This window comes from Pseudomonas sp. PL-6 (assembly GCF_054110165.1).
Genome location: NZ_CM134189.1, coordinates 3,655,352 through 3,678,719, shown reverse-complemented (window position 1 = coordinate 3,678,719; position 23,368 = coordinate 3,655,352). Strand labels below are relative to the sequence as shown.

The 23,368-nt window shown below is 65.8% G+C and carries 21 protein-coding genes; 18 read left to right on the top strand and 3 right to left on the bottom strand.

Annotated features, from left to right (window positions below; genetic code table 11):
• The first annotated feature begins 88 nt into the window (after positions 1 to 88).
• The 9 genes from ACW9UL_RS15650 (at position 89) to ispD (ending at position 12,958) form a co-directional block, all read left to right on the top strand.
• Positions 89 to 1,546 (top strand): alanine/glycine:cation symporter family protein, encoded by a 1,458-nt coding sequence (locus tag ACW9UL_RS15650; protein ID WP_457787583.1) that lies wholly within the window; start codon positions 89 to 91, stop codon positions 1,544 to 1,546.
• A 70-nt stretch (positions 1,547 to 1,616) separates the two neighbouring features.
• Positions 1,617 to 5,147, top strand: a complete 3,531-nt coding sequence (gene dnaE, locus ACW9UL_RS15645; protein WP_457787582.1) for a DNA polymerase III subunit alpha — start codon at positions 1,617 to 1,619, stop codon at positions 5,145 to 5,147.
• A 136-nt stretch (positions 5,148 to 5,283) separates the two neighbouring features.
• Positions 5,284 to 6,234 (top strand): acetyl-CoA carboxylase carboxyltransferase subunit alpha, encoded by a 951-nt coding sequence (locus tag ACW9UL_RS15640; protein WP_021442937.1) that lies wholly within the window; start codon positions 5,284 to 5,286, stop codon positions 6,232 to 6,234.
• A 58-nt stretch (positions 6,235 to 6,292) separates the two neighbouring features.
• Positions 6,293 to 7,615: a tRNA lysidine(34) synthetase TilS gene (tilS, locus tag ACW9UL_RS15635; protein WP_457787581.1), complete on the top strand. Its 1,323-nt coding sequence runs from the start codon at positions 6,293 to 6,295 to the stop codon at positions 7,613 to 7,615.
• Between the two features lie 151 nt (positions 7,616 to 7,766).
• Positions 7,767 to 9,398, top strand: coding sequence for a CTP synthase (pyrG, locus tag ACW9UL_RS15630; protein ID WP_031303114.1), 1,632 nt, complete (start codon positions 7,767 to 7,769; stop codon positions 9,396 to 9,398).
• 3 nt (positions 9,399 to 9,401) lie between these two features.
• A complete protein-coding gene (kdsA, locus tag ACW9UL_RS15625; RefSeq protein ID WP_021444009.1) occupies positions 9,402 to 10,247 on the top strand; it encodes a 3-deoxy-8-phosphooctulonate synthase in 846 nt (281 codons plus the stop codon).
• 150 nt (positions 10,248 to 10,397) lie between these two features.
• Positions 10,398 to 11,687 carry a phosphopyruvate hydratase gene (eno, locus tag ACW9UL_RS15620; protein ID WP_021444008.1) on the top strand — a complete coding sequence of 430 codons (1,290 nt, stop codon included), beginning with the start codon at positions 10,398 to 10,400 and terminating at the stop codon, positions 11,685 to 11,687.
• Between the two features lie 294 nt (positions 11,688 to 11,981).
• Positions 11,982 to 12,260 (top strand): cell division protein FtsB, encoded by a 279-nt coding sequence (gene ftsB / locus ACW9UL_RS15615; RefSeq protein WP_021444007.1) that lies wholly within the window; start codon positions 11,982 to 11,984, stop codon positions 12,258 to 12,260.
• Positions 12,257 to 12,958: a 2-C-methyl-D-erythritol 4-phosphate cytidylyltransferase gene (ispD, locus tag ACW9UL_RS15610; protein WP_457787580.1), complete on the top strand. Its 702-nt coding sequence runs from the start codon at positions 12,257 to 12,259 to the stop codon at positions 12,956 to 12,958. Before ftsB ends, ispD begins: the two co-directional genes overlap by 4 nt.
• Before the next feature lie 9 nt (positions 12,959 to 12,967).
• On the opposite strand, the gene ACW9UL_RS15605 is transcribed toward ispD, so the two are convergent.
• Both ACW9UL_RS15605 and ACW9UL_RS15600 read right to left on the bottom strand, forming a co-directional pair.
• Positions 12,968 to 13,282 (bottom strand): HPF/RaiA family ribosome-associated protein, encoded by a 315-nt coding sequence (locus tag ACW9UL_RS15605; RefSeq protein WP_457787579.1) that lies wholly within the window; start codon positions 13,280 to 13,282, stop codon positions 12,968 to 12,970.
• Positions 13,283 to 13,396: 114 nt separating this feature from the next.
• Positions 13,397 to 14,344 carry a LysR substrate-binding domain-containing protein gene (locus ACW9UL_RS15600; protein WP_457787578.1) on the bottom strand — a complete coding sequence of 316 codons (948 nt, stop codon included), beginning with the start codon at positions 14,342 to 14,344 and terminating at the stop codon, positions 13,397 to 13,399.
• A 206-nt stretch (positions 14,345 to 14,550) separates the two neighbouring features.
• Between ACW9UL_RS15600 and ACW9UL_RS15595 the strand changes: the two genes are divergently transcribed.
• From ACW9UL_RS15595 to rpoS, 9 genes are all read left to right on the top strand, one after another.
• Positions 14,551 to 15,663: an S-(hydroxymethyl)glutathione dehydrogenase/class III alcohol dehydrogenase gene (locus ACW9UL_RS15595; protein ID WP_457787577.1), complete on the top strand. Its 1,113-nt coding sequence runs from the start codon at positions 14,551 to 14,553 to the stop codon at positions 15,661 to 15,663.
• An 82-nt stretch (positions 15,664 to 15,745) separates the two neighbouring features.
• The gene (gene fghA, locus ACW9UL_RS15590) at positions 15,746 to 16,588 is read left to right on the top strand and encodes an S-formylglutathione hydrolase (protein WP_457787576.1); all 843 of its coding nucleotides are present in this window, start codon (positions 15,746 to 15,748) and stop codon (positions 16,586 to 16,588) included.
• Between the two features lie 74 nt (positions 16,589 to 16,662).
• Positions 16,663 to 17,136, top strand: coding sequence for a 2-C-methyl-D-erythritol 2,4-cyclodiphosphate synthase (gene ispF / locus ACW9UL_RS15585; protein ID WP_457787575.1), 474 nt, complete (start codon positions 16,663 to 16,665; stop codon positions 17,134 to 17,136).
• Positions 17,133 to 18,191, top strand: coding sequence for a tRNA pseudouridine(13) synthase TruD (gene truD, locus ACW9UL_RS15580; RefSeq protein WP_457787574.1), 1,059 nt, complete (start codon positions 17,133 to 17,135; stop codon positions 18,189 to 18,191). The genes ispF and truD overlap by 4 nt, the downstream gene beginning before the upstream one ends.
• Complete coding sequence (gene surE, locus ACW9UL_RS15575) at positions 18,179 to 18,928, top strand: 5'/3'-nucleotidase SurE (protein WP_457787573.1); 750 nt, start codon at positions 18,179 to 18,181, stop codon at positions 18,926 to 18,928. Before truD ends, surE begins: the two co-directional genes overlap by 13 nt.
• 38 nt (positions 18,929 to 18,966) lie before the next feature.
• Positions 18,967 to 19,602, top strand: a complete 636-nt coding sequence (locus ACW9UL_RS15570; RefSeq protein WP_177342884.1) for a protein-L-isoaspartate(D-aspartate) O-methyltransferase — start codon at positions 18,967 to 18,969, stop codon at positions 19,600 to 19,602.
• Between the two features lie 25 nt (positions 19,603 to 19,627).
• The gene (locus ACW9UL_RS15565) at positions 19,628 to 20,566 is read left to right on the top strand and encodes a polyprenyl-phosphate transporter (protein WP_021443083.1); all 939 of its coding nucleotides are present in this window, start codon (positions 19,628 to 19,630) and stop codon (positions 20,564 to 20,566) included.
• A gap of 47 nt (positions 20,567 to 20,613) precedes the next feature.
• Positions 20,614 to 21,486: a peptidoglycan DD-metalloendopeptidase family protein gene (locus ACW9UL_RS15560; protein WP_457787572.1), complete on the top strand. Its 873-nt coding sequence runs from the start codon at positions 20,614 to 20,616 to the stop codon at positions 21,484 to 21,486.
• 102 nt (positions 21,487 to 21,588) lie between these two features.
• Positions 21,589 to 22,596, top strand: a complete 1,008-nt coding sequence (gene rpoS / locus ACW9UL_RS15555) for an RNA polymerase sigma factor RpoS (protein WP_397488635.1) — start codon at positions 21,589 to 21,591, stop codon at positions 22,594 to 22,596.
• A gap of 435 nt (positions 22,597 to 23,031) precedes the next feature.
• Here rpoS and fdxA read toward each other — a convergent pair whose 3' ends face one another.
• A complete protein-coding gene (fdxA, locus tag ACW9UL_RS15550) occupies positions 23,032 to 23,355 on the bottom strand; it encodes a ferredoxin FdxA (protein WP_021441853.1) in 324 nt (107 codons plus the stop codon).
• Between the last annotated feature and the right edge of the window lie 13 nt (positions 23,356 to 23,368).

The window sequence follows — 23,368 nt, the reverse complement described above, 5'->3', positions numbered from 1 at the left end:
CGCAGTATCCCGGCGGGCCTCGACCCGCTATCCGCCCCGGCGATCCCGGGCCAACGTAGAAGCCGCCGGCGGCGGCAGGGGAGTGATGATGCACGACATGGCCAATCAGGTCGTCGACCTACTCAACGGCCTCATCTGGGGCAAGGTGCTGATCTGGCTGCTGGTGGGCTGCGGCCTGTATTTCACCGCGCGCCTGGGGCTGATTCAGTTCCGCCATTTCGGCCATATCTTCAGCGTGCTGCGCGGCAGCCGGCAGAGCGACGCCGCCGGGATCTCCTCGTTCCAGGCGCTGTGCACCTCGCTGGCGGCGCGGGTCGGTACCGGCAACGTGGCGGGCGTGGCAGTGGCCATCACCCTGGGCGGGCCGGGGGCGATCTTCTGGATGTGGATGATCGCCCTGGTCGGCATGGCCACCGCGTTCGTCGAGGCGACCCTGGCCCAGCTGTTCAAGACCCGCGACGCCAGGGGCCAGTTCCGCGGCGGCCCGGCCTACTACATGGAGCGCGGCCTGGGCGCGCGCTGGATGGGCGTGCTGTTCTCGATCTTTCTGATCATCGCCTTCGGTTTCGTCTTCAATTCGGTGCAGGCCAATACCATCAGCGGCGCGCTGATCGGCGCCTTCGGCCTGGACTGGGGCACGCTGAGCATCGCCGGCAGCCCGGTGCAGGTCGCCGCGCTGGCCATCGGCGCGCTGCTGGTGCTGCTCACCGGCCTGATCATCTTCGGCGGCCTGCGCTCGATCGCGCGGTTCTCCGAACTGGCGGTGCCGTTCATGGCGGCGGCCTACCTGCTGCTGGCGCTGGTGCTGATCCTGCTCAACCTGGATCAGCTGCCGGGCATCTTGGTCCTGATCGTCAAGAGCGCCTTCGGCCTGCACGAGGCCGCCGCCGGCGGCATCGGCGCGGCGATCATGAACGGCGTCAAGCGCGGCCTGTTCTCCAACGAGGCGGGCATGGGCTCGGCGCCCAACGTCGCCGCAGCCGCCACCCCCTATCCGCCGCATCCGGCGTCGCAGGGTTACGTGCAGATGGCCGGGGTGTTCATCGACACCATCCTGATCTGCACCGCCTCGGCGGCGATCATCCTGCTGGCCGGACCGCAGGCGGGCGAGGGCATCGGCCTGGTGCAGAACGCGCTGACCAGCCAGGTCGGCGGCTGGGGCCAGTATTTCCTGGCGCTGATCATCCTGTTCTTCGCCTTCACCTCCATCGTCGCCAACTACAGCTATGCCGAGAGTTGCCTGGTGTTCCTCGAGCACAACCACGCCAGCGGCCTGCTGCTGTTCCGCCTGCTGGTACTGGCCATGGTGATGTTCGGCGCGCTGGCCTCGCTGCCGTTCGTCTGGAACCTCGCCGACGTCTCCATGGGCCTGATGGCGATCACCAACCTGATCGCCATCCTCCTGCTCTCCGGCTTGGCCATCCGTCTGGCGCGCGACTACAACGAGCAGCGCAAGCGCGGCCAGCTGCCGACCTTCGACGCCAGCCGCCATCCGGATATCCAGGCCAGGCTGGAGCCGGGCATCTGGGACAAACGCAGCGCATAGACGCTGCCCTAAAAGCCAAGGCCCGGTACAATCCGGGCCTTGTTGTTTTCGTCTTCAGCACAGGACTGCCATGAGCCCCAATTTCGTCCACCTGCGTCTGCACACCGAATACTCCCTGGTCGACGGCCTGGTGCGGGTCAAACCGCTGATCAAGGCGGTGGCCGGGGCCGGCATGCCGGCGGTGGCGGTCACCGACATGAGCAACATGTGCGCGCTGGTGAAGTTCTACAAGACCGCCATGGGCGCCGGCATCAAGCCGATCTGCGGCGCCGACATCTGGCTGGCCAGCGCCGACGAGGACGGCCCGCTGTCGCGCCTGACCCTGCTGGCGATGAACGCCAAGGGCTATCGCAACCTCACCGAGCTGGTCTCGCGCGGCTGGGCCGAAGGGCAGAGCAACGACCTGGTGATCATCCAGCGCGACTGGGTCAAGGAGGCCGCCGAGGGGCTGATCGCCCTGTCCGGTGCGCGCGAGGGCGAAGTGGGCCAGGCCCTGCTGGCCGGCGATGAGGCCGCTGCCGAAGCGCGCCTGCGCGAGTGGATGGCGGTGTTTCCCGAGCGCTTCTACCTGGAGGTGCAGCGCACCAGCCGGGTCGGCGACGAGGAGTACCTGCACGCCGCGGTGGCCCTGGCCGACCGCGTCGAGGCGCCGCTGGTGGCGACCAACGACGTGCGCTTTATCAAGCAGGACGACTTCGAAGCCCACGAGACCCGCGTGTGCATCGGCGAGGGCCGTTCCCTGGATGACCCGCGCCGGCCGCGCAACTATTCCGACCAGCAGTACCTGAAAACCCCGGCGGAAATGTGCGAGCTGTTCTCCGACCTGCCCGAGGCGCTGGAGAACAGCGTGGAGATCGCCAAGCGCTGCAACATCGAGGTGCAGCTGGGCAAGTACTTTCTCCCCGACTTCCCCACGCCCAATGGCATGGGCATCGATGACTACCTGCGGCATGCCTCCTTCGAGGGCCTGGAAGAGCGCCTGCAGGTGCTGCTGCCCAAGGACACGCCGGATTACCAGGCGAAGAAGCAGGTCTATATCGACCGCCTCAATTTCGAGCTGGATATCATCATCCAGATGGGCTTCCCCGGTTACTTCCTGATCGTGATGGACTTCATCCAGTGGGCCAAGAGCAACGGCGTGCCGGTCGGCCCGGGCCGGGGGTCGGGTGCCGGTTCGCTGGTGGCCTACGTGCTGAAGATCACCGACCTCGATCCTTTGGCCTACGACCTGCTGTTCGAGCGCTTCCTCAACCCCGAGCGGGTGTCCATGCCCGACTTCGACGTCGACTTCTGCATGGACGGCCGCGACCGGGTGATCGACTACGTGGCCGACAAGTACGGGCGCAACGCGGTGAGCCAGATCATCACCTTCGGCTCGATGGCGGCCAAGGCGGTGGTGCGCGACGTGGCGCGCGCCCAGGGCAAGTCCTACGGCCTGGCCGATCGCCTGTCGAAGATGATTCCCTTCGAAGTGGGCATGACCCTGGAGAAGGCCTACGAGATGGAAGAGCCGCTGCGCGACTTCCTCAAGAACGACGAAGACGCCCGGGAAATCTGGGACATGTCGCTCAAGCTCGAAGGCGTGGTGCGCGGCACCGGCAAACACGCCGGCGGCGTGGTGATCGCACCGACCAAGCTCACCGACTTCTCGCCGATCGCCTGCGACGAGGAGGGCGGCGGCCTGGTGACCCAGTTCGACAAGGACGACGTCGAGCAGGCCGGCCTGGTCAAGTTCGACTTCCTCGGCCTGCGTACCCTGACCATCATCAAGTGGGCGATGGAAACCATCCACCGCATCCAGAAGCGCGATGGCGCCGCGGACGAGGAGCTGGTCAATATCGACTTCATCCCGCTGGATGACAAGAAGACCTACGACATGCTGCAGAAGGCGGAGACCACCGCGGTCTTCCAGCTCGAATCGCGCGGCATGAAGGAGCTGATCAAGAAGCTCAAGCCCGACTGCCTGGAAGACATGATCGCCCTGGTGGCACTGTTCCGCCCCGGCCCGCTGCAGTCCGGCATGGTGGACGACTTCATCAACCGTAAGCACGGCCGCGCCGAGCTGTCCTATCCGCACCCGGATTACCAGTACGCCGGTCTGGAGCCGGTGCTCAAGCCCACCTACGGCGTCATCCTGTACCAGGAACAGGTGATGCAGATCGCCCAGGTGATGGCCGGTTACACCCTCGGCGGTGCGGACATGCTGCGTCGCGCCATGGGCAAGAAGAAGCCCGAGGAGATGGCCAAGCAGCGCGGCGGCTTCATCGAGGGCTGCGCCAACAACGGCATCGATGCCGACCTGGCCGGCAACATCTTCGACCTGGTGGAAAAGTTCGCCGGTTACGGCTTCAACAAGTCGCACTCCGCCGCCTACGGCCTGGTGTCCTACCAGACTGCCTGGCTCAAGGCGCATTACCCGGCGCCGTTCATGGCCGCGGTGCTGTCGGCGGATATGCACAACACCGACAAGGTGGTGATCCTGGTAGAAGAGTGCCGCAACATGAAGTTGCGCATCGATCCACCGGACGTCAACGTCTCCGAGTTCAAGTTCACCGTCAACGACGACGGCCGAATCGTCTACGGCCTTGGTGCGGTCAAGGGCGTGGGCGAGGGGCCGGTGGAGGCCATAGTCGAATGCCGCGCCGAGGGCGGGCCGTTCAAGGACCTGTTCGACTTCTGCAACCGCGTCGACCTCAAGCGCATCAACAAGCGCACCCTCGAAGCGCTGATCCGCAGCGGCGCGCTGGATCGCCTGGGGCCCTACTACCAGGACGAGCTCAAGGCCTACCAGGCCAGCGTGGACAAGAACCGCGCGGTGTTGCTGGCATCCATGGAAGAGGCCGTGCAGTCCGCCGAGCAGACCGCGCGCAGCGCCGAGAGCGGCCATATGGACCTGTTCGGCGGCCTGTTCGCCGAACCCGAGGCGGACGTCTACGCCAACCACCGCAAGGCCCGCGAGCTGCCGATCAAGGAGCGCCTGAAAGGCGAGAAGGACACGTTGGGCATCTACCTGTCCGGCCACCCCATCGACGAATACGAAGGCGAGATCCGCCGCTTCGCCCGCCAGCGCATCGTCGAGCTCAAGCCGGCGCGCGATACCCAGACCATCGCCGGGATGATCGTCAACCTGCGGGTGATGAAGAACAAGAAGGGCGACAAGATGGGCTTTATCACCCTCGACGATCGCTCCGGGCGGATCGAGGCCTCGCTGTTCGCCGATGCCTTCGCCAGCAACCAGGCGCTGCTGCAGAACGATGCGCTGGTGGTGGTCGAGGGCGAGGTGAGCAACGACGACTTCTCCGGCGGCCTGCGCCTGCGCGCCAAGCGCGTGATGAGCCTGGAGGAGGCGCGCACCGGCCTGGCCGACAGCCTGCGCCTGAAGGTCGCCGGCGAGGCGCTGAAAGGCGATCGCCTGCGCTGGCTGGCCGAGTTGTGCGGCAAGCACAAGGGCGCCTGCCCGGTGACCCTGGACTACAGCGGCGAGGAGGCACGCGCCTTGCTTCAGTTTGGCGACGCCTGGCGCATCGACCCGGCCGACACATTGATTCAGGCATTGCGTGACCAGTTCGGGCGCGACAACGTCTTTTTGCACTACCGCTGACGCGAGAGGGGAAATTTCCCTTTGTGTTGGCATTGGCACCTGCGGGTGTCGACCCGCTGCGCCCTATCCCTTAAGGTAGGGCGCCTAATGGATACAGCTCCCCGGCCACTTGGCCGTCGACGCAAGACGGATGACTATGAACCCGAATTTTCTCGATTTCGAACAGCCGATCGCCGACCTGCAAGCCAAGATCGAAGAGCTACGCCTGGTCGGTAACGACAACGCGCTGAACATCGGCGACGAGATTGCCCGCCTGCAGGACAAGAGCAGCGCGCTGACCGAAAGCATCTTCGGCAACCTCTCCAGCTGGCAGATCGCTCAGCTGGCGCGCCATCCGCGCCGCCCCTACACCCTGGACTACATCCAGCACATCTTCACCGAGTTCGACGAGCTGCACGGCGACCGTCACTTCTCCGACGACGCCGCCATCGTTGGCGGCGTGGCCCGCCTCGGCGAGCAGCCGGTGATGGTCATCGGTCACCAGAAGGGCCGCGAAGTGCGCGAGAAGGTACGCCGCAACTTCGGCATGCCGCGTCCGGAGGGCTACCGCAAGGCCTGCCGCCTGATGGAAATGGCCGAGCGCTTCAAGATGCCGATCCTCACCTTTATCGACACCCCCGGCGCCTACCCGGGCATCGATGCCGAGGAGCGCGGCCAGAGCGAGGCCATCGCCTGGAACCTGCGGGTGATGGCGCGGCTGAAGACCCCGATCATCGCCACCGTGATCGGCGAGGGCGGCTCCGGCGGCGCGCTGGCCATCGGCGTCTGCGACCAGCTGAACATGCTGCAGTACTCCACCTACTCGGTGATCTCGCCGGAAGGCTGCGCCTCGATTCTCTGGCGTACCGCCGAGAAGGCGCCGGATGCCGCCGAGGCCATGGGCATCACTGCCGAGCGCCTGAAGGATCTGGGCATCGTCGATCAGGTGATCGCCGAGCCGCTGGGCGGCGCTCATCGTGATCCGGCAGCGGCCTCCGAGTCGATCCGTCAGGAGCTGACCAAGCAGTTGGCCAGCCTGCAGAAGTACGACACCGACGCCCTGCTCAAGCGTCGTTACGATCGCCTGATGAGCTACGGCATCGCCTGAGCTCGTTCAGCGCGCATCTCAACGGGCCTTCGGGCCCGTTGTTGTTTAAGCTTGGCCGATGACTGCTCTCGATATCCGTCTGCGCGCCGCGTTGCAGCCCTGGCGAACGGCACCGGCCTGGCGTATCGCCTTCTCCGGCGGCCTCGACTCCAGCGTGCTGCTGCACCTGCTGGCCGGTCTCGCCCGGCGCGAGGCGCTGCCGCCGCTAGCCGCCATCCATGTCCACCACGGCCTGCAGCCGGCGGCCGAGGCCTGGCCCGAGCATTGCGCGCGCAGCTGCGCGCAGCTGGATATTCCCCTGGAAATCGTTGCGGTGCGGGTCGAGCCGGGCGCCAGCCTGGAGCAGGCGGCGCGCCAGGCGCGCTACGCCGCCTTCGCCTCGCGTCTGGGCGAGGGCGAGGTGCTGCTCGGTGCCCAGCATCGCGACGATCAGGCCGAGACCGTGCTGTTTCGCCTGTTGCGCGGCGCCGGCGTGCGCGGTCTGGCGGCCATGCCTGTAGCTCGACCGCTGGGCCGCGGCACTCTGGTTCGGCCGCTGCTGGACGTTCCGCGTACCGAGTTGCTGGCCTATGCCGAGGCCCATGGGCTGAGCTGGGTGGAAGACCCGAGCAATGCCGATGAGCGCTTCAGTCGCAATTTCCTGCGCCGCCGCGTGCTGCCGTTGCTCGCCGAGCGTTGGCCGCAGGCGGCCGCCAGCCTGGCGCGCAGCGCCGCCCACCTGGGTGAGGCGCAGCAGCTGCTGGGCGAGTTGGCCGAGCTGGATCTGCTCGCCGCGCGGGGCCGGGCGCCGTTTTCCTGGCTGGCGCTGCCGTCGCTGGACTTGCAGGCGGTGGCCGGGCTGAACGAGGCGCGGCAGCGCAATCTGCTGCGTCATTGGCTGGCGCCACTGACCCGGCTGCCGGACAGCGATCACTGGGCCGGCTGGTATGACCTGCGTGACGCCGGCGTGGATGCGACGCCGATCTGGAAACTGGCCGATGGCGAGTTGCATAGGGCAGATGGGCGGCTGTGGTGGCTCAGCGGCGACTGGTTGCAGCCACTCACGGTTGTCGATCTGCCTTGCGGTGCGGCGCGAGGGGCCATCGAACTGCCCGGCAACGGCGCTGTGCGAGTTGTCGGCGAGCTGCCGGCGGGGCGTTGGCACCTGCGCTATCGCCGCGGCGGCGAGTCGCTGCAGCTGCCGGGGCGCGGCCGGCGCGACCTCAAGCGCCTGCTCAACGAGCTGCGCGTGCCGGCGTTCGTGCGTCCGCGGCTGCCCTTGCTGTTCGATGGCGACGAGTTGGTGGCGGTGGCCAATCTGGCGCTGGCGCCGCGTCCGGGGCGGGGCGATCTGCACTTGCACTGGTCGCCGCCGATCGGTGATCAAGGTTTGAGCTGGTAAGGCCTTTCCGGTAGACTACGCTCCCGTCTTACTACAGCTTTTGCCGACTCCCTCAAGGAGCTTGGCGGGCTTGCCATTGTTGCTACTGATGGCGCTCCTTCGCTTTCCCCGGCGGCACTGACCGCTTAAACGCAGACTTCTAGGGTTTTTCATGACGCGCTACATCTTCGTCACGGGTGGTGTTGTTTCTTCATTGGGGAAAGGCATCGCCTCGGCTTCACTGGCGGCCATCCTGGAGGCGCGGGGCCTGAAGGTCACCATGCTCAAGCTGGACCCTTACATCAACGTCGATCCGGGCACCATGAGCCCGTTCCAGCACGGTGAGGTGTTCGTCACCCACGACGGCGCCGAGACCGACCTCGACCTGGGGCACTACGAGCGGTTCATCCGCACGACGATGACCAAGAGCAACAACTTCACCACCGGCCGCGTGTACGAAGACGTGCTGCGCAAGGAGCGCCGTGGTGACTACCTGGGTGCGACCATCCAGGTCATTCCGCACATCACCGACGAGATCAAGCGGCGCATCATCAAGGGCGCCGGCGATGCCGACGTGGCCCTGGTGGAAATCGGCGGCACCGTCGGCGACATCGAGTCGCAACCCTTCCTCGAAGCCATTCGCCAGCTGCGCGTGGAAGTGGGCGCCAAGCGCGCCATGCTGATGCACCTGACCCTGGTGCCCTACATCGCCACCGCCGGCGAGACCAAGACCAAGCCGACCCAGCACTCGGTCAAGGAGCTGCGCTCCATCGGCCTGCAGCCGGACGTGCTGGTGTGCCGCTCCGACCACCCGATCGACGTCTCCTCGCGGCGCAAGATCGCCCTGTTCACCAACGTCGAAGAGCGTGCGGTGATCAGCCTGGAAGACGTCGACACCATCTACAAGATTCCGGGCGTGCTGCATGCCCAGGGTCTGGACGACTTCGTCGTCGAGCGTTTCGGTCTGGAGTGCGGCGGCGCCGACCTGTCCGAGTGGGATCGCGTGGTCGATGCCAAGCTCAACCCGGAAAAGGAAGTCACCATCGCCATGGTCGGCAAGTACATGGAGCTGCTCGATGCCTACAAGTCGCTGATCGAAGCGATGAGCCACGCCGGCATCCAGAACCGTACCAAGGTCAACCTGCGCTATATCGACTCCGAAGACATCGAGAACCAGGGCACCGCGTTGCTCGAGGGCGTCGATGCCATCCTGGTACCGGGCGGCTTCGGCCTGCGCGGCGTGGAAGGCAAGATCAAGACCGTGCAGTACGCTCGCGAGAACAAGATTCCCTACCTGGGCATCTGCCTCGGCATGCAGGTCGCGGTCATCGAGTACGCGCGCAACGTGGTGGGCTGGAGCGACGCCAACTCCACCGAGTTCGACCTGGCCAGCCAGCATCCGGTGGTCGGCCTGATCACCGAGTGGCAGGACGCCGCCGGCGGCGTGGAAACCCGCAGCGAGAGCTCCGACCTGGGCGGCACCATGCGCCTCGGCGCGCAGGACTGCCAGCTGCAGGCCGGTTCGCTGGTGCACGACTGCTACGGCAAGGACGTGATAGTCGAGCGTCACCGTCACCGTTACGAGGTGAACAACAACCTGCTGCCGCAGCTGACCGAGGCTGGCCTGAAGGTCACCGGCCGCTCCGGCGACGGCGCGCTGGTCGAAGTGGTCGAGGCGCCGGATCATCCCTGGTTCGTCGCCTGCCAGTTCCACCCGGAATTCACCTCCACGCCGCGTGACGGTCATCCGCTGTTCAGCGGTTTCGTCAACGCTGCGCTGGCGCAGCAAGCGAAGAAGGCCTAAGGCATGGCGCAGAAGATCATCAAGGTCGGCAATATCGAGATCGCCAACGACAAGCCCTTCGTGCTGTTCGGCGGCATCAACGTGCTCGAGTCGCGCGACCTGGCCATGCAGGCCTGCGAGGAATACGTGCGGGTGACCGAGAAACTCGGCATCCCCTACGTGTTCAAGGCCAGCTTCGACAAGGCCAACCGTTCCTCCATCACCTCCTTCCGCGGCCCGGGCCTGGAAGAGGGCATGAAGATCTTCGAGGAAGTGAAGAAGACCTTCGGCGTGCCGGTGATCACCGACGTCCACGAGCCGCATCAGGCGGCCGCGGTGGCCGCGGTGTGCGACATCATCCAGCTGCCGGCCTTCCTCTCGCGGCAGACCGACCTAGTGGTGGCCATGGCCAAGACCGGCGCGGTGATCAACATCAAGAAGGCGCAGTTCCTCGCCCCGCAGGAGATGAAGCACATCCTGCGCAAGTGCGAGGAGGCCGGCAACGATCAGCTGATCCTCTGCGAGCGCGGCTCCAGCTTCGGTTACAACAACCTGGTGGTGGACATGCTCGGCTTCGGCATCATGAAGCAGTTCGAGTACCCGGTGTTCTTCGACGTGACCCACGCCCTGCAGATGCCGGGCGGTCGCGCCGATTCGGCCGGTGGCCGCCGCGCCCAGGTCACCGATCTGGCCAAGGCCGGCATGAGCCAGGGCCTGGCCGGTCTGTTCCTCGAGGCCCACCCCGATCCGGAAAACGCCAAGTGCGACGGCCCCTGCGCCTTGCGCTTGAACAAGCTGGAGCCATTCCTCACCCAGCTCAAGCAGCTCGACGACCTGATCAAGAGTTTTCCGCCGATCGAGACTGCCTGAACCGCACGCAATCCGGTAAAGTGCCGCCCCAGAAAAGATCCCCCTGACCCGTGAGTCAGACTGTGTCGCCGACCCGCCCCACGGGGCGACGGCGGCCCCGCGCAGCCCGCTGCTGCAGTCTTATCGTCAAACCTTGGAGTGCAAACAACAATGGCAAAGATCGTCGACATCAAGGGTCGTGAGGTTCTCGACTCCCGCGGCAACCCCACCGTGGAAGCCGATGTAATTCTGGAAGGCGGTATCGTCGGTAGCGCCTGCGCGCCGTCCGGTGCCTCCACCGGCTCGCGCGAAGCGCTGGAGCTGCGTGACGGCGACAAGAGCCGTTACCTGGGCAAGGGCGTGCTCAAGGCCGTCGCCAATATCAACGGCCCGATCCGCGACCTGCTGCTGGGCAAGGATGCGACCGATCAACAGGCCCTGGACCGCGCGATGATCGAGCTCGACGGTACCGAGAACAAGGCCAAGCTGGGCGCCAACGCCATCCTCGCCGTGTCCCTGGCTGCCGCCAAGGCCGCGGCCCAGGCCAAGGGCGTGCCACTGTACGCGCACATCGCCGACCTCAACGGCACCCCGGGCGTCTACTCCATGCCGGTGCCGATGATGAACATCATCAACGGCGGCGAGCACGCCGATAACAACGTCGACATCCAGGAGTTCATGGTCCAGCCGGTCGGCGCCAAGAATTTTGCCGAGGCCCTGCGCATGGGCGCCGAGATCTTCCACCACCTCAAGGCCGTGCTGAAGGCCCGTGGCCTGAACACCGCCGTGGGCGACGAGGGTGGTTTCGCGCCGAACCTGGCCTCCAACGAAGACGCCCTGGCCGCCATCGCCGAAGCCGTGGCCAATGCCGGCTACAAGCTGGGCGAGGACGTCACCCTGGCCCTGGACTGCGCCTCCAGCGAGTTCTACAAGGACGGACAGTACGACCTGGCCGGCGAAGGCAAGGTATTCAGCGGTGAAGGTTTCGCCGATTACCTGGCCGGCCTGACCCAGCGCTACCCGATCATCTCCATCGAAGACGGCATGGACGAGTCCGACTGGGCCAGCTGGAAAGTGCTGACCGACAAGATCGGCGCCAAGGTGCAGCTGGTCGGCGACGATCTGTTCGTCACCAACACCAAGATCCTCAAGCGCGGCATCGATGAGAAGATCGGCAACTCGATCCTGATCAAGTTCAACCAGATCGGCTCGCTGACCGAGACCCTGGAAGCCATCCAGATGGCCAAGGCCGCCGGCTTTACCGCGGTGATCTCGCACCGCAGCGGCGAAACCGAAGACAGCACCATCGCCGATCTGGCCGTGGGTACTGCCGCCGGTCAGATCAAGACCGGTTCGCTGTGCCGCTCCGACCGCGTGTCCAAGTACAACCAGCTGCTGCGCATCGAAGAGCAGCTGGGCGGCAAGGCTCCCTATAAGGGCCGTGCCGAGTTCCGCGGCTAACAACGATCTGCTGCGCGTCGGCCCTACTGCGTTAAAAACAGGCTCGGAATGCTCATTTACTTCAGTAAACTGCGCTTCCTCGCCTGTTTTTGCCTTGTAGGTCTCTAGCTCGCAAGATCGTTTTCGTTTGAAGATGGGCGACGCGAGTCGCCCTTTTTCGTGGACGCTTCGTCGATCTCTTGGAACCAATGCACGGATGCAGGTACCGAAATCCCATGTCACTCATCAGTCGGCTTCTTTTCAAGCATGAACGCAGCCCCTACCATGCCGATGACTCAATCTGCGAGCCGCTCCATGCGTAGTCCGTATTGGCTGTTCATCGTGCTGGTCCTGTTGCTGGCCGGCCTGCAGTATCGCCTGTGGATCGGCGAGGGCAGCCTGGCCCAGGTCAGTCGCCTGCAGCAGCAGATCGCCGAACAGCAGGGCGAGAACGAACGCCTGCTGGAGCGCAACCGCATCCTCGAGGCCGAGGTGATGGAGCTCAAGCGCGGTATGGAGACCGTGGAGGAGCGCGCGCGGCAGGAGCTGGGCATGCTCAAAGAGGGCGAGACCCTCTACCTGCTGACCGAATGACCACGAATTTCTGGCTGGTGATCCCGGCCGCCGGCGTCGGCGCGCGGATGGCCACCGACCGCCCCAAGCAGTACCTGCAGGTGGCAGGGCGCTGCATTCTCGAACATAGCCTGCACTGCTTCCTCGACCACCCCGGCCTGCTCGGCGCCGTGGTCTGTCTGGCCGCGGACGATCCCTACTGGGTGCAGCTGGCCCTGGCCGGCGATCCACGGGTGCGCCGCGCCGCGGGCGGGCGCGAGCGCGCCGACTCGGTGCTGGCCGGTCTCGATCTGCTGCTGACCGGCGGCGCCGGGGCGGACGACTGGGTGCTGGTGCACGATGCGGCGCGGCCCAATCTGGCCCGCGCCGACCTCGACCGCCTGCTGAACACCCTGGCCGAGGATCCGCTCGGCGGCCTGCTGGCGGTGCCGGCGCGCGATACCCTCAAGCGCGTCGGCGCCGATGGCCGGGTGCTGGAGACCCTGGACCGCAGCCTGATCTGGCAGGCCTATACGCCGCAGATGTTCCGCCTGGCGGCGCTGCGTGGCGCCCTGGCCGACGCGCTGGCGGCGGGCGCTTCGATCACCGACGAGGCCTCGGCGCTGGAATGGGCCGGGCAGGCGCCGCGCCTGGTGGAGGGGCGGGCGGACAACCTGAAGATCACCCGCCCCGAGGATCTGCAGTGGTTGCAGCAAGCCTGGGCCGAGCGCAACCAGTAGCGCCGCGTCTCAGCTCAGGCGTTGTTTCTCGATATTGCGCTCCAGCACCGTGCCGAGTTTGTCGATGGCGCCCTCCAGCGCCTGCTCCAGGCTGTCGGCGTTATGGCTGACCGATACCGGGTCGCGGCCCTTGAGTCGCGCTTCGGCCTGGCAGCGCTTGTCCAGCCCGCCGCCCTTGTGGCTGTTCTCGTCGTTGAAGTGCAGCTCGACCCGGGTCAGGTGATCCTCGAAGCGCTTGAGCTTGAGTTCCACCCGGCCGCGTACCTTGTCCGCCAGGGCGGCGGAACCGTGGATATGGTTGTCGCTGTTGACCATGACTTGCATAGCGCTGTCCTCCGGTTGCAGTGAAACGCGAGTAGGCTGCGGAAAAACTTCCTCGGCTTTGGCTTTCTGCAGTCCTGCAGTCGTCGCCTAGGTTTTTCCGCTGCCGACTGGGCGTCAGTTACTCTGGCCGCGCCCGTCGCGCGGGGTTCCCCCCTGCGCTGTGACATTCTGTTGCTCCCGATACTCGGCGCGTTCGCTCAGCCCCTGTTTGAGGTGATCGACCAGCTGGCGCACCTTGGGCGACAGGTGGCGCTGCTGCGGGTACAGCGCCCAGACCGCGGTGTTCGGTGGCTGGTGCTGTTCCAGCAGGGAAACCAGTGCGCCTCTGGCCAGGTGTTCGAGCACGTAATAGTCCGGCAGCTGGCACAGGCCGAAGCCGCGCAGCGCGGCATCGAGTACCGCCTGGCCGCTGTTGCAGCGCCAGTTGCCCTGCACGCGCACCTGGCTTTCCCGCCCACCGTCGACGAAGCTCCAGTACTCGCTGCTGCCCACCAGGCAGTTGTGCCGCGCCAGTTCCGACAACGAGTGCGGCCGGCCGTAGTGCTGCAAGTAGGCGGGCGCTGCGCACAGGTACATCCGCCGCGGCGCCAGGCGCGCGGCCACCAGCCGCGAGTCCTGCAGGCGGCCGAGGCGGATGGCCAGGTCCAGGCCCTCGTGGAGCAGGTCGAGCTGGCTGTTGGACAGTTCGATCTCCACCCGCAGCTGCGGATGACGGGCCATGAACTGATTGACCAGCGGCACGATGAAGCGCTCGCCGTAGGCCACCGCGCAGGTCATACGCAGCAGCCCCTTGGGCTCGGCGGTCAGGTCGCTGATCACGCGCAGGGCTTCCTCGCGCGCGTCCTGCAGGCGCTGGCAGTGCTGCAGGAAGGTCTGCCCGGCTTCGGTCAGCGCCACGCGCCGGGTGCTGCGGTAGAACAGGCGGCTCTGCAGGCGCTCCTCCAGGCGCGCGACCTGGCGGCTGACCTGCGAGGTGGACAGGCCCAGCCGTTCGGCGGCGGCGCTGAACTGGCCGCACTCGGCCACGGCGACGAATTCGTCCAGCCCTTCCCAGCGGTTCATGGTTTCTCCTTCTCGTGTAGCCCGGATGCAATCCGGGAATGCCTGGCGCGGTAGTTCCCGGATTGCATCCGGGCTCCGCCTCTAACTGCAGAAGAAGACCTTGATTATCCCTGTATGGCAATAATGTTTTGCCTGATCGCCAATTATTTCCGGGTGGCGCTGGACTAGACTGCTGGCCACCGCTCAACACGCTCAGGAGAGCCCAGATGATCAAGTCCCGCGCCGCCGTCGCCTTCGCCCCGAATCAGCCGCTGCAGATCGTCGAGGTGGACGTGGCGCCGCCCAAGGCCGGCGAGGTGCTGGTGCGCATCGTCGCCACCGGCGTCTGCCACACCGACGCCTACACCCTGTCCGGCCAGGACAGCGAAGGCGTGTTCCCCTGCATCCTTGGTCACGAAGGCGGCGGTATCGTCGAGGCGGTGGGCGAGGGCGTCACCTCGCTGGCGGTCGGTGATCACGTGATTCCGCTGTACACCGCCGAATGCGGCGAGTGCAAATTCTGCAAATCCAACAAGACCAACCTGTGCAGCTCGGTGCGCGCCACCCAGGGCAAGGGCCTGATGCCCGACGGCACCAGCCGCTTCTCCTACAACGGCGAGCCGATCTACCACTACATGGGCTGCTCGACCTTCTCCGAGTACACCGTGCTGCCGGAAGTCTCCCTGGCCAAGATCCCCAAGGAGGCGCCGCTGGAGAAGGTCTGCCTGCTTGGCTGCGGCGTGACCACCGGTATCGGCGCCGTACTCAACACCGCCAAGGTCACCGAGGGTTCTACCGTGGCCATCTTCGGCCTGGGCGGCATCGGCCTGGCGGCCATCATCGGCGCCAAGATGGCCAAGGCTTCGCGCATCATCGGCATCGACATCAATCCGGCCAAGGAAGCCGTGGCGCGCGAGCTGGGCATGACCGAGTTCGTCAACCCGAAGGATCACAGCAAGCCGATCCAGGAGGTCATCGTCGAGATGACCGACGGTGGCGTCGACTACAGCTTCGAGTGCATCGGCAATGTGCAGCTGATGCGCGCTGCGCTGGAGTGCTGCCACAAGGGCTGGGGCGAGTCGACCATCATCGGCGTGGCGCCGGCCGGTGCCGAGATCAGCACCCGGCCGTTCCAGCTGGTCACCGGGCGGGTCTGGCGCGGCAGCGCCTTCGGCGGGGTCAAGGGCCGTACCGAGCTGCCCGGCTACGTGGAAAAGGCGCAGAAGGGCGAGATCCCGCTGGACACCTTTATCACCCATAACCTGCCGCTGGATCAGATCAACGAAGCGTTCGAGCTGATGCACGAAGGCAAGAGCATTCGTACCGTCATTCATTTCTGACTGCAGGGCGACCTGTGCCTGTAGGGTGCGCCATGCGCACCAGGATCAAGCGGTGCGCACGGCGCACCCAAGGGAGATGTCCATGACCTTGGAAATCGTTTCCAGCAACAAGAGCTTCGGCGGCTGGCACAAGCGCTACCGGCACCGTTCCGAGGTGCTCGGCTGCGACATGCAGTTCGCCGTCTACCTGCCGCCGCAGGCCGAGCAGGGTGCCCGCCTGCCGGTGCTGTACTGGCTCAGCGGGCTGACCTGCACCGACGAAAACTTCATGCAGAAGGCCGGCGCGCACAGGCTGGCGGCCGAGCTGGGCCTGATCCTGGTCGCGCCGGACACCAGCCCGCGCGGCGAGGGCGTGCCGGACGATGCGGACGGCGCCTACGACTTCGGTCTCGGCGCCGGCTTCTACCTCAACGCCACCGCCGAACCCTGGGCGCGGCACTACCGCATGTACGACTACGTGGTGCAGGAGCTGCCGGCGCTGGTCGAGGCCAACTTCCCGGTGACGGGCAAGCGCGGCATCGCCGGCCATTCCATGGGCGGCCACGGCGCCTTGATCTGCGCGCTGAAGAACCCCGGGCGTTATCGTTCGGTGTCGGCCTTCGCACCGATCAGCAATCCGATGAACTGTCCCTGGGGCGAGAAGGCGTTTTCCCTCTATCTGGGCGAGGACCGCTCGCGCTGGCGCGAATGGGACGCCAGCGTGCTGATTGCCGAGGCCGGCGAGAGGCTGCCGATCCTGGTCGATCAGGGCGACCGCGACGATTTTCTCGAAACCCAGCTCAAGCCGCAGGCGCTGCAGGCGGCGGCCAAGGCGGCCGGCCATCCGCTGACCCTGCGCCTGCAGCCGGGTTACGACCACAGCTACTACTTCATCGCCAGCTTTATCGACGATCATCTGCGCCATCACGCCGAAGCCTTGGCCTAGGGTGCGCACGGCGCCCCCTATGGCGGCCGGTGCATGTAGAATCACGCCCTGACTTTTTCAGGGCGTTGTTCTTTATGCGTATCGGTCATGGCTACGACGTACACCGCTTCGGCGAGGGCGATTTCATCACCCTGGGCGGCGTGCGCATTCCCCACAAGTTCGGGCTGATCGCCCATTCCGACGGCGACGTGCTGCTGCATGCGCTCGCCGATGCGCTGCTCGGTGCGCTGGCCCTGGGCGATATCGGCAAGCACTTCCCCGACACCGACCCGAGCTTCAAGGGCGCCGACAGCCGCGCGCTGTTGCGCCATGTGATGGGGCTGGTACGGGCCAAGGGCTATGCGGTGGGCAACGTCGACGCCACCATCATCGCCCAGGCGCCGAAGATGGCGCCGCATATCCAGAGCATGCGCGAGCGCATCGCCGAGGATCTCGGCGTGGAGCTGGACCAGGTCAACGTCAAGGCCACCACCACCGAGAAGCTCGGCTTCACCGGTCGCGAGGAAGGCATCGCGGTGCATGCCGTGGCGCTGCTGGTCAAGGCATGAACGAGGCGCAGCTGCTGGGCCCGCGCGCCCATGGCCAGGCCTGCGGGCGCGCCGTGCTCAAGGCCAGTGCCGAGGACTTTCAGGTCGACGAGGTGCTGGACATCCCGCTCACCGGCCAGGGCGAGCACCTCTGGCTGTGGGTGGAAAAGCGCGACCTGAACACCGAGGACGCCGCCCGGCGCATCGCCCGCGCCGCCGGCCTGCCGCTCAAGGCGGTCAGCTACGCCGGGCTCAAGGATCGCCAGGCGCTGACCCGGCAGTGGTTCAGCCTGCACCTGCCGGGCAAGGCCGATCCCGACCTGGCCACCGCGCAGGGTGATGACCTAGCCGTCCTGCGCAGCCTGCGGCACAACCGCAAGCTGCAGCGCGGCGCCCATGCCGCCAACGGGTTCACCCTGCGTCTGACTGCCCTGGAGGCCGACCGCGAAGCGCTGCAGCAGCGCCTGCAGCGCATCGCCGCGCAGGGTGTGCCCAACTACTTCGGCCTGCAGCGCTTCGGCTTCGCCGGCGGCAATGTCGACGAGGCCCGGCAGTATGCGGCCCGCCAGGAACTGCCGGTGCAGCGCAACCTGCGTTCGCGCCTGCTGTCGGCGGCGCGCAGCTACCTGTTCAACCGCGTGCTGGCCGAGCGGGTCGCCGCCGGCAGTTGGAACCAGGCGCAGGTCGGCGACCTGCTGGCCTTTACCGGCAGCCGCAGTTTCTTTATGGCCGGCGAGGCGGAGACAGCCGACCCGCGTCTGGCGCTTCTCGACCTGCACCCGACCGGCCCGCTGTGGGGCGAGGGCGCGCTGCCCACGGCGGAGGCGGTGCAGCTCGTCGAACAGGGCGTCGGCGCGGGCGAGCCGGCGCTGCTCGAGTGGCTGGCAAAGGCGGGCATGGCGCACGAACGGCGCATTCTGCGCCTCCCCATAGGCGGCCTGACGTGGCATTATCCGGAGCCCGATATTCTGCAACTTGCATTCGTCCTGCCGGCCGGGTGTTTCGCCACCGTCGTGGTGCGCGAACTCGTCGATCTGGTGCCAGCAGGGCAGACGGATACTCCATGCGAATTCTGATTTCCAACGACGACGGGGTGTACGCACCCGGGATCGTCGCGTTGCACCAGGCGCTGGCCGACTATGCCGAGTGCGTGGTGATCGCACCCGCCGAGGACAAGAGCGGCGCCAGCAGTGCGCTGACCCTCGACCGTCCGCTGCACCCGACGGTGTTGCCCAACGGTTATATCAGCCTCAACGGCACGCCCACCGACTGCGTGCACCTGGGCCTCAACGGTCTGCTCGAGCAGGTGCCGGAGATGGTCGTCTCGGGCATCAACCTGGGCGCCAACCTGGGCGACGACGTGCTCTATTCCGGCACCGTCGCCGCTGCGCTGGAAGGGCGCTTCCTGGCCAAGCCGGCGTTCGCCTTCTCGCTGCTGTCGCGTCAGGCCGACAACCTGCCGACCGCCGCCTATTTCGCCCGCAAGCTGGTCGAGGCCCATGAGCGCCTCGACCTGCCTCCGCGCACCGTGCTCAACGTCAACGTGCCCAACCTGCCGCTGGAGCACATCCGCGGCGTGCAACTGACCCGCCTCGGCCACCGCGCCCGCGCCGCGGCGCCGGTCAAGGTGGTCAACCCGCGCGGCAAGGAAGGCTACTGGATCTCGGTGGCCGGCGATGCCGAGGACGGCGGTCCGGGCACCGATTTCCATGCGGTGATGCAGGGTTACGTGTCGATCACCCCGCTGCAGCTCGACCGTACCTTCGCCGAGGCCTTCGACAGCATGCACGGCTGGCTGGAGGGCATCTGCTGATGCGCGGACAGGACGATATGCACCGCCGCGGGATCGGCATGACTTCCCAGCGTACCCGCGAGCGCCTGATTCAGCGCCTCTACGACGAGGGTCTGAGCAATCCGCGAGTGCTCGAGGTGATCCGCCGCACGCCGCGCCATCTGTTCGTCGACGAGGCGCTGGCGCACCGCGCCTACGAGGACACCGCGCTGCCCATCGGGCACAACCAGACCATCTCCCAGCCCTATATGGTCGGGCGCATGACCGAGCTGCTGCTGGCCGCCGGGCCGCTGGACAAGGTGCTGGAGATCGGCACCGGTTCCGGTTACCAGACCGCCGTGCTGGCGCAGCTGGTGGAGCGGGTGTTCTCGGTCGAACGCATCCAGGTGTTGCAGGATCGCGCCAAGGAGCGTCTGGCCGAACTCAGCCTGCGCAACGTGGTCTTTCGCTGGGGCGATGGCTGGGAGGGCTGGAATGCCCTGGGCCCGTACAACGGCATCATCGTCACCGCCGCCGCCGCGGAAGTGCCGCAGGCGCTGCTCGACCAACTGGCGCCCGGCGGGCGTCTAGTGATTCCGGTGGGCGCCGGCGACGTGCAGCAGCTGCTGCTGATCGTGCGCGAAGAGAACGGCTTCTCCCGCCACGTGCTGGACGCGGTGCGCTTCGTGCCGCTACTCAACGGGCCGCTGGCCTGACCGCTGCACCATCCTGGAAGGATCCATGAAGAAACATTTTCTGCTCTACGCCAAGGGCATGGCCATGGGCGCTGCCGACGTGGTGCCAGGCGTCTCCGGCGGCACCATCGCCTTTATCAGCGGCATCTACGACGAACTGCTGCGCTCCATCGCCAGCGTCCCCGAGGCCGCCTTGCTGCTGCTGCGCGGACGGATCAAGGACGCCTGGCGCATGGCCAACGCGACCTTTTTGCTGGTGCTGCTCGGCGGCATCCTGACCAGCGTGCTGAGCTTCGCGCGGTTGATCACCTACCTGCTGGAGCATCAGCCGATCCCGGTCTGGTCGTTTTTCTTCGGCCTGATCCTGGTCTCGGCCTATATGGTCGGTCGCGACATTCATCGCTGGAACTGGAGCCGGGCGCTGAGCTTCCTGCTCGGCCTGGCCTTCGCCTACTGGATCACCGTGGCCGCGCCGGTACAGTGGGGCAGCGACCCGCTGAGCCTGTTCTGCGCCGGCGCCATCGCCATCTGCGCGATGATCCTGCCGGGTATCTCCGGTAGCTTCATCCTGCTGCTGCTGGGCCTGTATCCGGTGGTGCTGGGGGCGGTGAAGGACCTGGAAATCGGCGTGCTGGCGGTGTTCGCCGGCGGCTGCCTGGTCGGCATCCTCAGCTTCGCCCGCTTGCTCAGCTGGTTGTTGGCACGCTGGCGCGACCTCAGCCTGGCCTTTCTCACCGGGTTGATGCTCGGTTCGCTGAACAAGGTCTGGCCGTGGAAGGAAACCCTGAGCTGGCGCGTCGACAGCAAGGGCGAGCAGATACCGCTGCTGCAGAACAACCTGCTGCCGGGGCATTTCGCCGAACTCAGCGGCCAGGACCCGCAGCTGTTGCTGGCCCTGGTGCTGGCGCTGGCCGGCATCGTCCTGGTGCTGGGGCTGGAGTGGTTGGCCGGGCGTCAGCCAAGAGATACTGGTTGCGCCAAATAAATCCGGCACAATAGCCGCCGTATTCGGGATCGTTCAGGGAGCAAATGGTGAGTCGCACCGCCGTTCACGCGCTAATTCGCAGAGCCGCCGGCCTTCGCCTGCCTTTCGCTTTGCTCGCCGCCAGTGCGCTGGCCGGTTGCGCCAGTCCGCCGCCGGGCGGCGTGCAGGTGGTCGAGCGCGGGCAGCATCAGGGCAACGCCCCGCTGGTGCAGCGCCAGCCGGTACGCAGCGGCCATTACGTGGTGCAGCGTGGCGACACGCTCTATTCCATCGCCTTTCGCTTCGGCTGGGACTGGAAGGCGCTGGCTGCCCATAACGGCCTGCGCGATCCCTATCTGATTCGCGTCGGCCAGGTCATCCGTTTCGACAATCGCACCACGCCGGCCCAGCCGGTGGCCGCGACGGTGCCGCGGGCGACCGCGCCGGTGGTCAGCCAGCCGGCGCCGAGCCGCCCGCCGCTGGCCACGGCGCCGGTTTCGCAGGCGAGCAAGCCGGTACCGGTCAAGACCGCTCCGGCCACCACGCCGGTTACCCCGGTGACCCGTTCCGCCAGCGGTTGGGCCTGGCCCGCGCAGGGTACGGTGATCGGGCGTTTCTCCTCAAACGGCAGTTTGAATAAAGGCATTGATATCGCCGGGGAATTAGGACAGCCTGTTTTAGCTGCGTCTGATGGTTCAGTGGTGTACGCCGGGAGTGGTTTGCGGGGCTACGGCGAGTTGATCATCATCAAGCACAGCGATACCTACGTAAGTGCTTACGGTCATAACCGCAGGTTGTTGGTACGGGAGGGGCAGCAGGTCAAGGCCGGGCAAAACATTGCCGAGATGGGGTCCACAGGGGCCGACCGGGTGAAGCTGCATTTCGAGATTCGCCGCCAAGGTAAACCTGTAGATCCGCTGCAATATCTGCCACGTCGTTGATCCGCCAGCCGGCTCGTCCCATCACGTAGGAGGGACGGGCTCGGGTGTGGCCAGGATGGTTCCGCCAGAGTCTGTTGTCGAACTCAGCTAGGGACAACAACAATGGCTCTCATCAAAAAAGAAGCGCCGGAGTTTGACGTCGACGATGAACTGCTCCTGATGGAGCCGGGCATCGTTCTGGGCGAGGTTCAGAGCGACGAGGCGGAAACGCCGGCCGCACGTGCCAAGACCAAGCACGCCACCCCCTCCAAGCAGCACAAGTACATCGATTACACCCGGGCGCTCGACGCCACTCAGCTTTACCTCAACGAAATCGGCTTCTCCCCTCTGCTTACTCCCGAAGAGGAAGTGCACTTCGCGCGCCTGGCGCAGAAGGGCGATCCGGCCGGGCGCAAGCGCATGATCGAGAGCAACCTGCGCCTGGTGGTGAAGATTGCTCGGCGTTACGTCAACCGCGGCCTGTCGCTGCTCGATCTGATCGAGGAGGGCAATCTGGGGTTGATCCGCGCGGTGGAAAAATTCGATCCGGAGCGGGGGTTCCGTTTCTCGACCTATGCGACCTGGTGGATCCGCCAGACCATCGAACGGGCCATCATGAACCAGACGCGCACCATCCGTTTGCCGATTCATGTGGTCAAGGAGCTCAACGTCTACCTGCGTGCGGCTCGCGAACTGACCCAGAAGCTTGACCACGAGCCCTCTGCGGAAGAAATTGCCAACCTGCTGGAAAAACCGGTGGGCGAGGTCAAGCGCATGCTCGGCCTCAACGAGCGGGTGTCCTCGGTGGACGTCTCGCTCGGTCCGGACTCGGACAAGACCCTGCTCGATACCCTGACCGACGACCGGCCGACCGACCCCTGCGAGCTGTTGCAGGACGACGACCTGTCGCAGAGCATCGATCAGTGGCTGTCGGACCTGACCGACAAGCAGCGTGAAGTGGTGGTGCGCCGTTTCGGCCTGCGTGGCCACGAGAGCTGCACGCTGGAGGAAGTAGGCCAGGAGATCGGCCTCACCCGCGAGCGGGTGCGGCAGATCCAGGTCGAGGCGCTCAAGCGTCTGCGCGAAATCCTCGAGAAGAACGGCCTGTCCAGCGACGCCCTGTTCCAGTAAGACGGCGCGCTCATCAAGAACCCGGCTGCGGCCGGGTTTTTTCTGCCTGGCCATGTAAGCCATCGCTTACAGGTGCTGTCAGCCTTTGTGCGGAAAGGTCGCGAGCTTCTCGCCGTTATGCCGTTCTATTTTTATTAAGTTATTGTTTTTGAATGATTTATTCTTGCGGGCAAAAGGCTGTGGCGCGCTCCGTCGTGCCCCGTGCCGGGGTTGTGAGCGCTGCTGCAGCGACTAATATCACTCTCGTGCTCAGGGACAAGCACGGGTCATCAGGACGATGATCGGGAACATCGCAAGAAGCGATTCATCAGGACGATGGGTTGGGAAACAAAGGGACTAGGGACAAAAGAGTGGGCGGCGCAAGCCGCCCCTTTTTTTATCTCTGAAAAACAGAAGACCCGCACTTGGCGGGTCTTGGTGTTTTCAGCCTGGCGCTCAGCGCTCCAGGTGCTGCAGCTTGTCCTTCACGCCATCCCATTCCTCGGCGTCCGCCAGGGCGTCCTTCTTCTCGGTGATGTTCGGCCAGACTTCGGCCAGGTCGGCGTTCAGCTCGATAAATTCCTGCATGTCCTCCGGCACCTCGTCTTCGGAGAAGATCGCCTGGGCCGGGCACTCGGGCTCGCACAGGGCGCAGTCGATGCACTCGTCCGGGTGGATCACCAGGAAGTTCGGGCCTTCGTAAAAGCAATCCACCGGGCAGACTTCCACGCAGTCGGTGTATTTGCACTTGATGCAGTTGTCGGTAACGACGAAGGTCATGTCTGATTCTCTC

Excerpts from the sequence above, each read along its gene's own strand:
- ACW9UL_RS15650 (WP_457787583.1), top strand. The coding sequence starts at position 89 with ATGCACGACATGGCCAATCAGGTCGTCGACCTACTCAACGGCCTCATC.
- dnaE (WP_457787582.1), top strand. The coding sequence starts at position 1,617 with ATGAGCCCCAATTTCGTCCACCTGCGTCTGCACACCGAATACTCCCTG.
- ACW9UL_RS15640 (WP_021442937.1), top strand. The coding sequence starts at position 5,284 with ATGAACCCGAATTTTCTCGATTTCGAACAGCCGATCGCCGACCTGCAA.
- tilS (WP_457787581.1), top strand. The coding sequence starts at position 6,293 with ATGACTGCTCTCGATATCCGTCTGCGCGCCGCGTTGCAGCCCTGGCGA.
- pyrG (WP_031303114.1), top strand. The coding sequence starts at position 7,767 with ATGACGCGCTACATCTTCGTCACGGGTGGTGTTGTTTCTTCATTGGGG.
- kdsA (WP_021444009.1), top strand. The coding sequence starts at position 9,402 with ATGGCGCAGAAGATCATCAAGGTCGGCAATATCGAGATCGCCAACGAC.
- eno (WP_021444008.1), top strand. The coding sequence starts at position 10,398 with ATGGCAAAGATCGTCGACATCAAGGGTCGTGAGGTTCTCGACTCCCGC.
- ftsB (WP_021444007.1), top strand. The coding sequence starts at position 11,982 with ATGCGTAGTCCGTATTGGCTGTTCATCGTGCTGGTCCTGTTGCTGGCC.
- ispD (WP_457787580.1), top strand. The coding sequence starts at position 12,257 with ATGACCACGAATTTCTGGCTGGTGATCCCGGCCGCCGGCGTCGGCGCG.
- ACW9UL_RS15605 (WP_457787579.1), bottom strand. The coding sequence starts at position 13,282 with ATGCAAGTCATGGTCAACAGCGACAACCATATCCACGGTTCCGCCGCC.
- ACW9UL_RS15600 (WP_457787578.1), bottom strand. The coding sequence starts at position 14,344 with ATGAACCGCTGGGAAGGGCTGGACGAATTCGTCGCCGTGGCCGAGTGC.
- ACW9UL_RS15595 (WP_457787577.1), top strand. The coding sequence starts at position 14,551 with ATGATCAAGTCCCGCGCCGCCGTCGCCTTCGCCCCGAATCAGCCGCTG.
- fghA (WP_457787576.1), top strand. The coding sequence starts at position 15,746 with ATGACCTTGGAAATCGTTTCCAGCAACAAGAGCTTCGGCGGCTGGCAC.
- ispF (WP_457787575.1), top strand. The coding sequence starts at position 16,663 with ATGCGTATCGGTCATGGCTACGACGTACACCGCTTCGGCGAGGGCGAT.
- truD (WP_457787574.1), top strand. The coding sequence starts at position 17,133 with ATGAACGAGGCGCAGCTGCTGGGCCCGCGCGCCCATGGCCAGGCCTGC.
- surE (WP_457787573.1), top strand. The coding sequence starts at position 18,179 with ATGCGAATTCTGATTTCCAACGACGACGGGGTGTACGCACCCGGGATC.
- ACW9UL_RS15570 (WP_177342884.1), top strand. The coding sequence starts at position 18,967 with ATGACTTCCCAGCGTACCCGCGAGCGCCTGATTCAGCGCCTCTACGAC.
- ACW9UL_RS15565 (WP_021443083.1), top strand. The coding sequence starts at position 19,628 with ATGAAGAAACATTTTCTGCTCTACGCCAAGGGCATGGCCATGGGCGCT.
- rpoS (WP_397488635.1), top strand. The coding sequence starts at position 21,589 with ATGGCTCTCATCAAAAAAGAAGCGCCGGAGTTTGACGTCGACGATGAA.
- fdxA (WP_021441853.1), bottom strand. The coding sequence starts at position 23,355 with ATGACCTTCGTCGTTACCGACAACTGCATCAAGTGCAAATACACCGAC.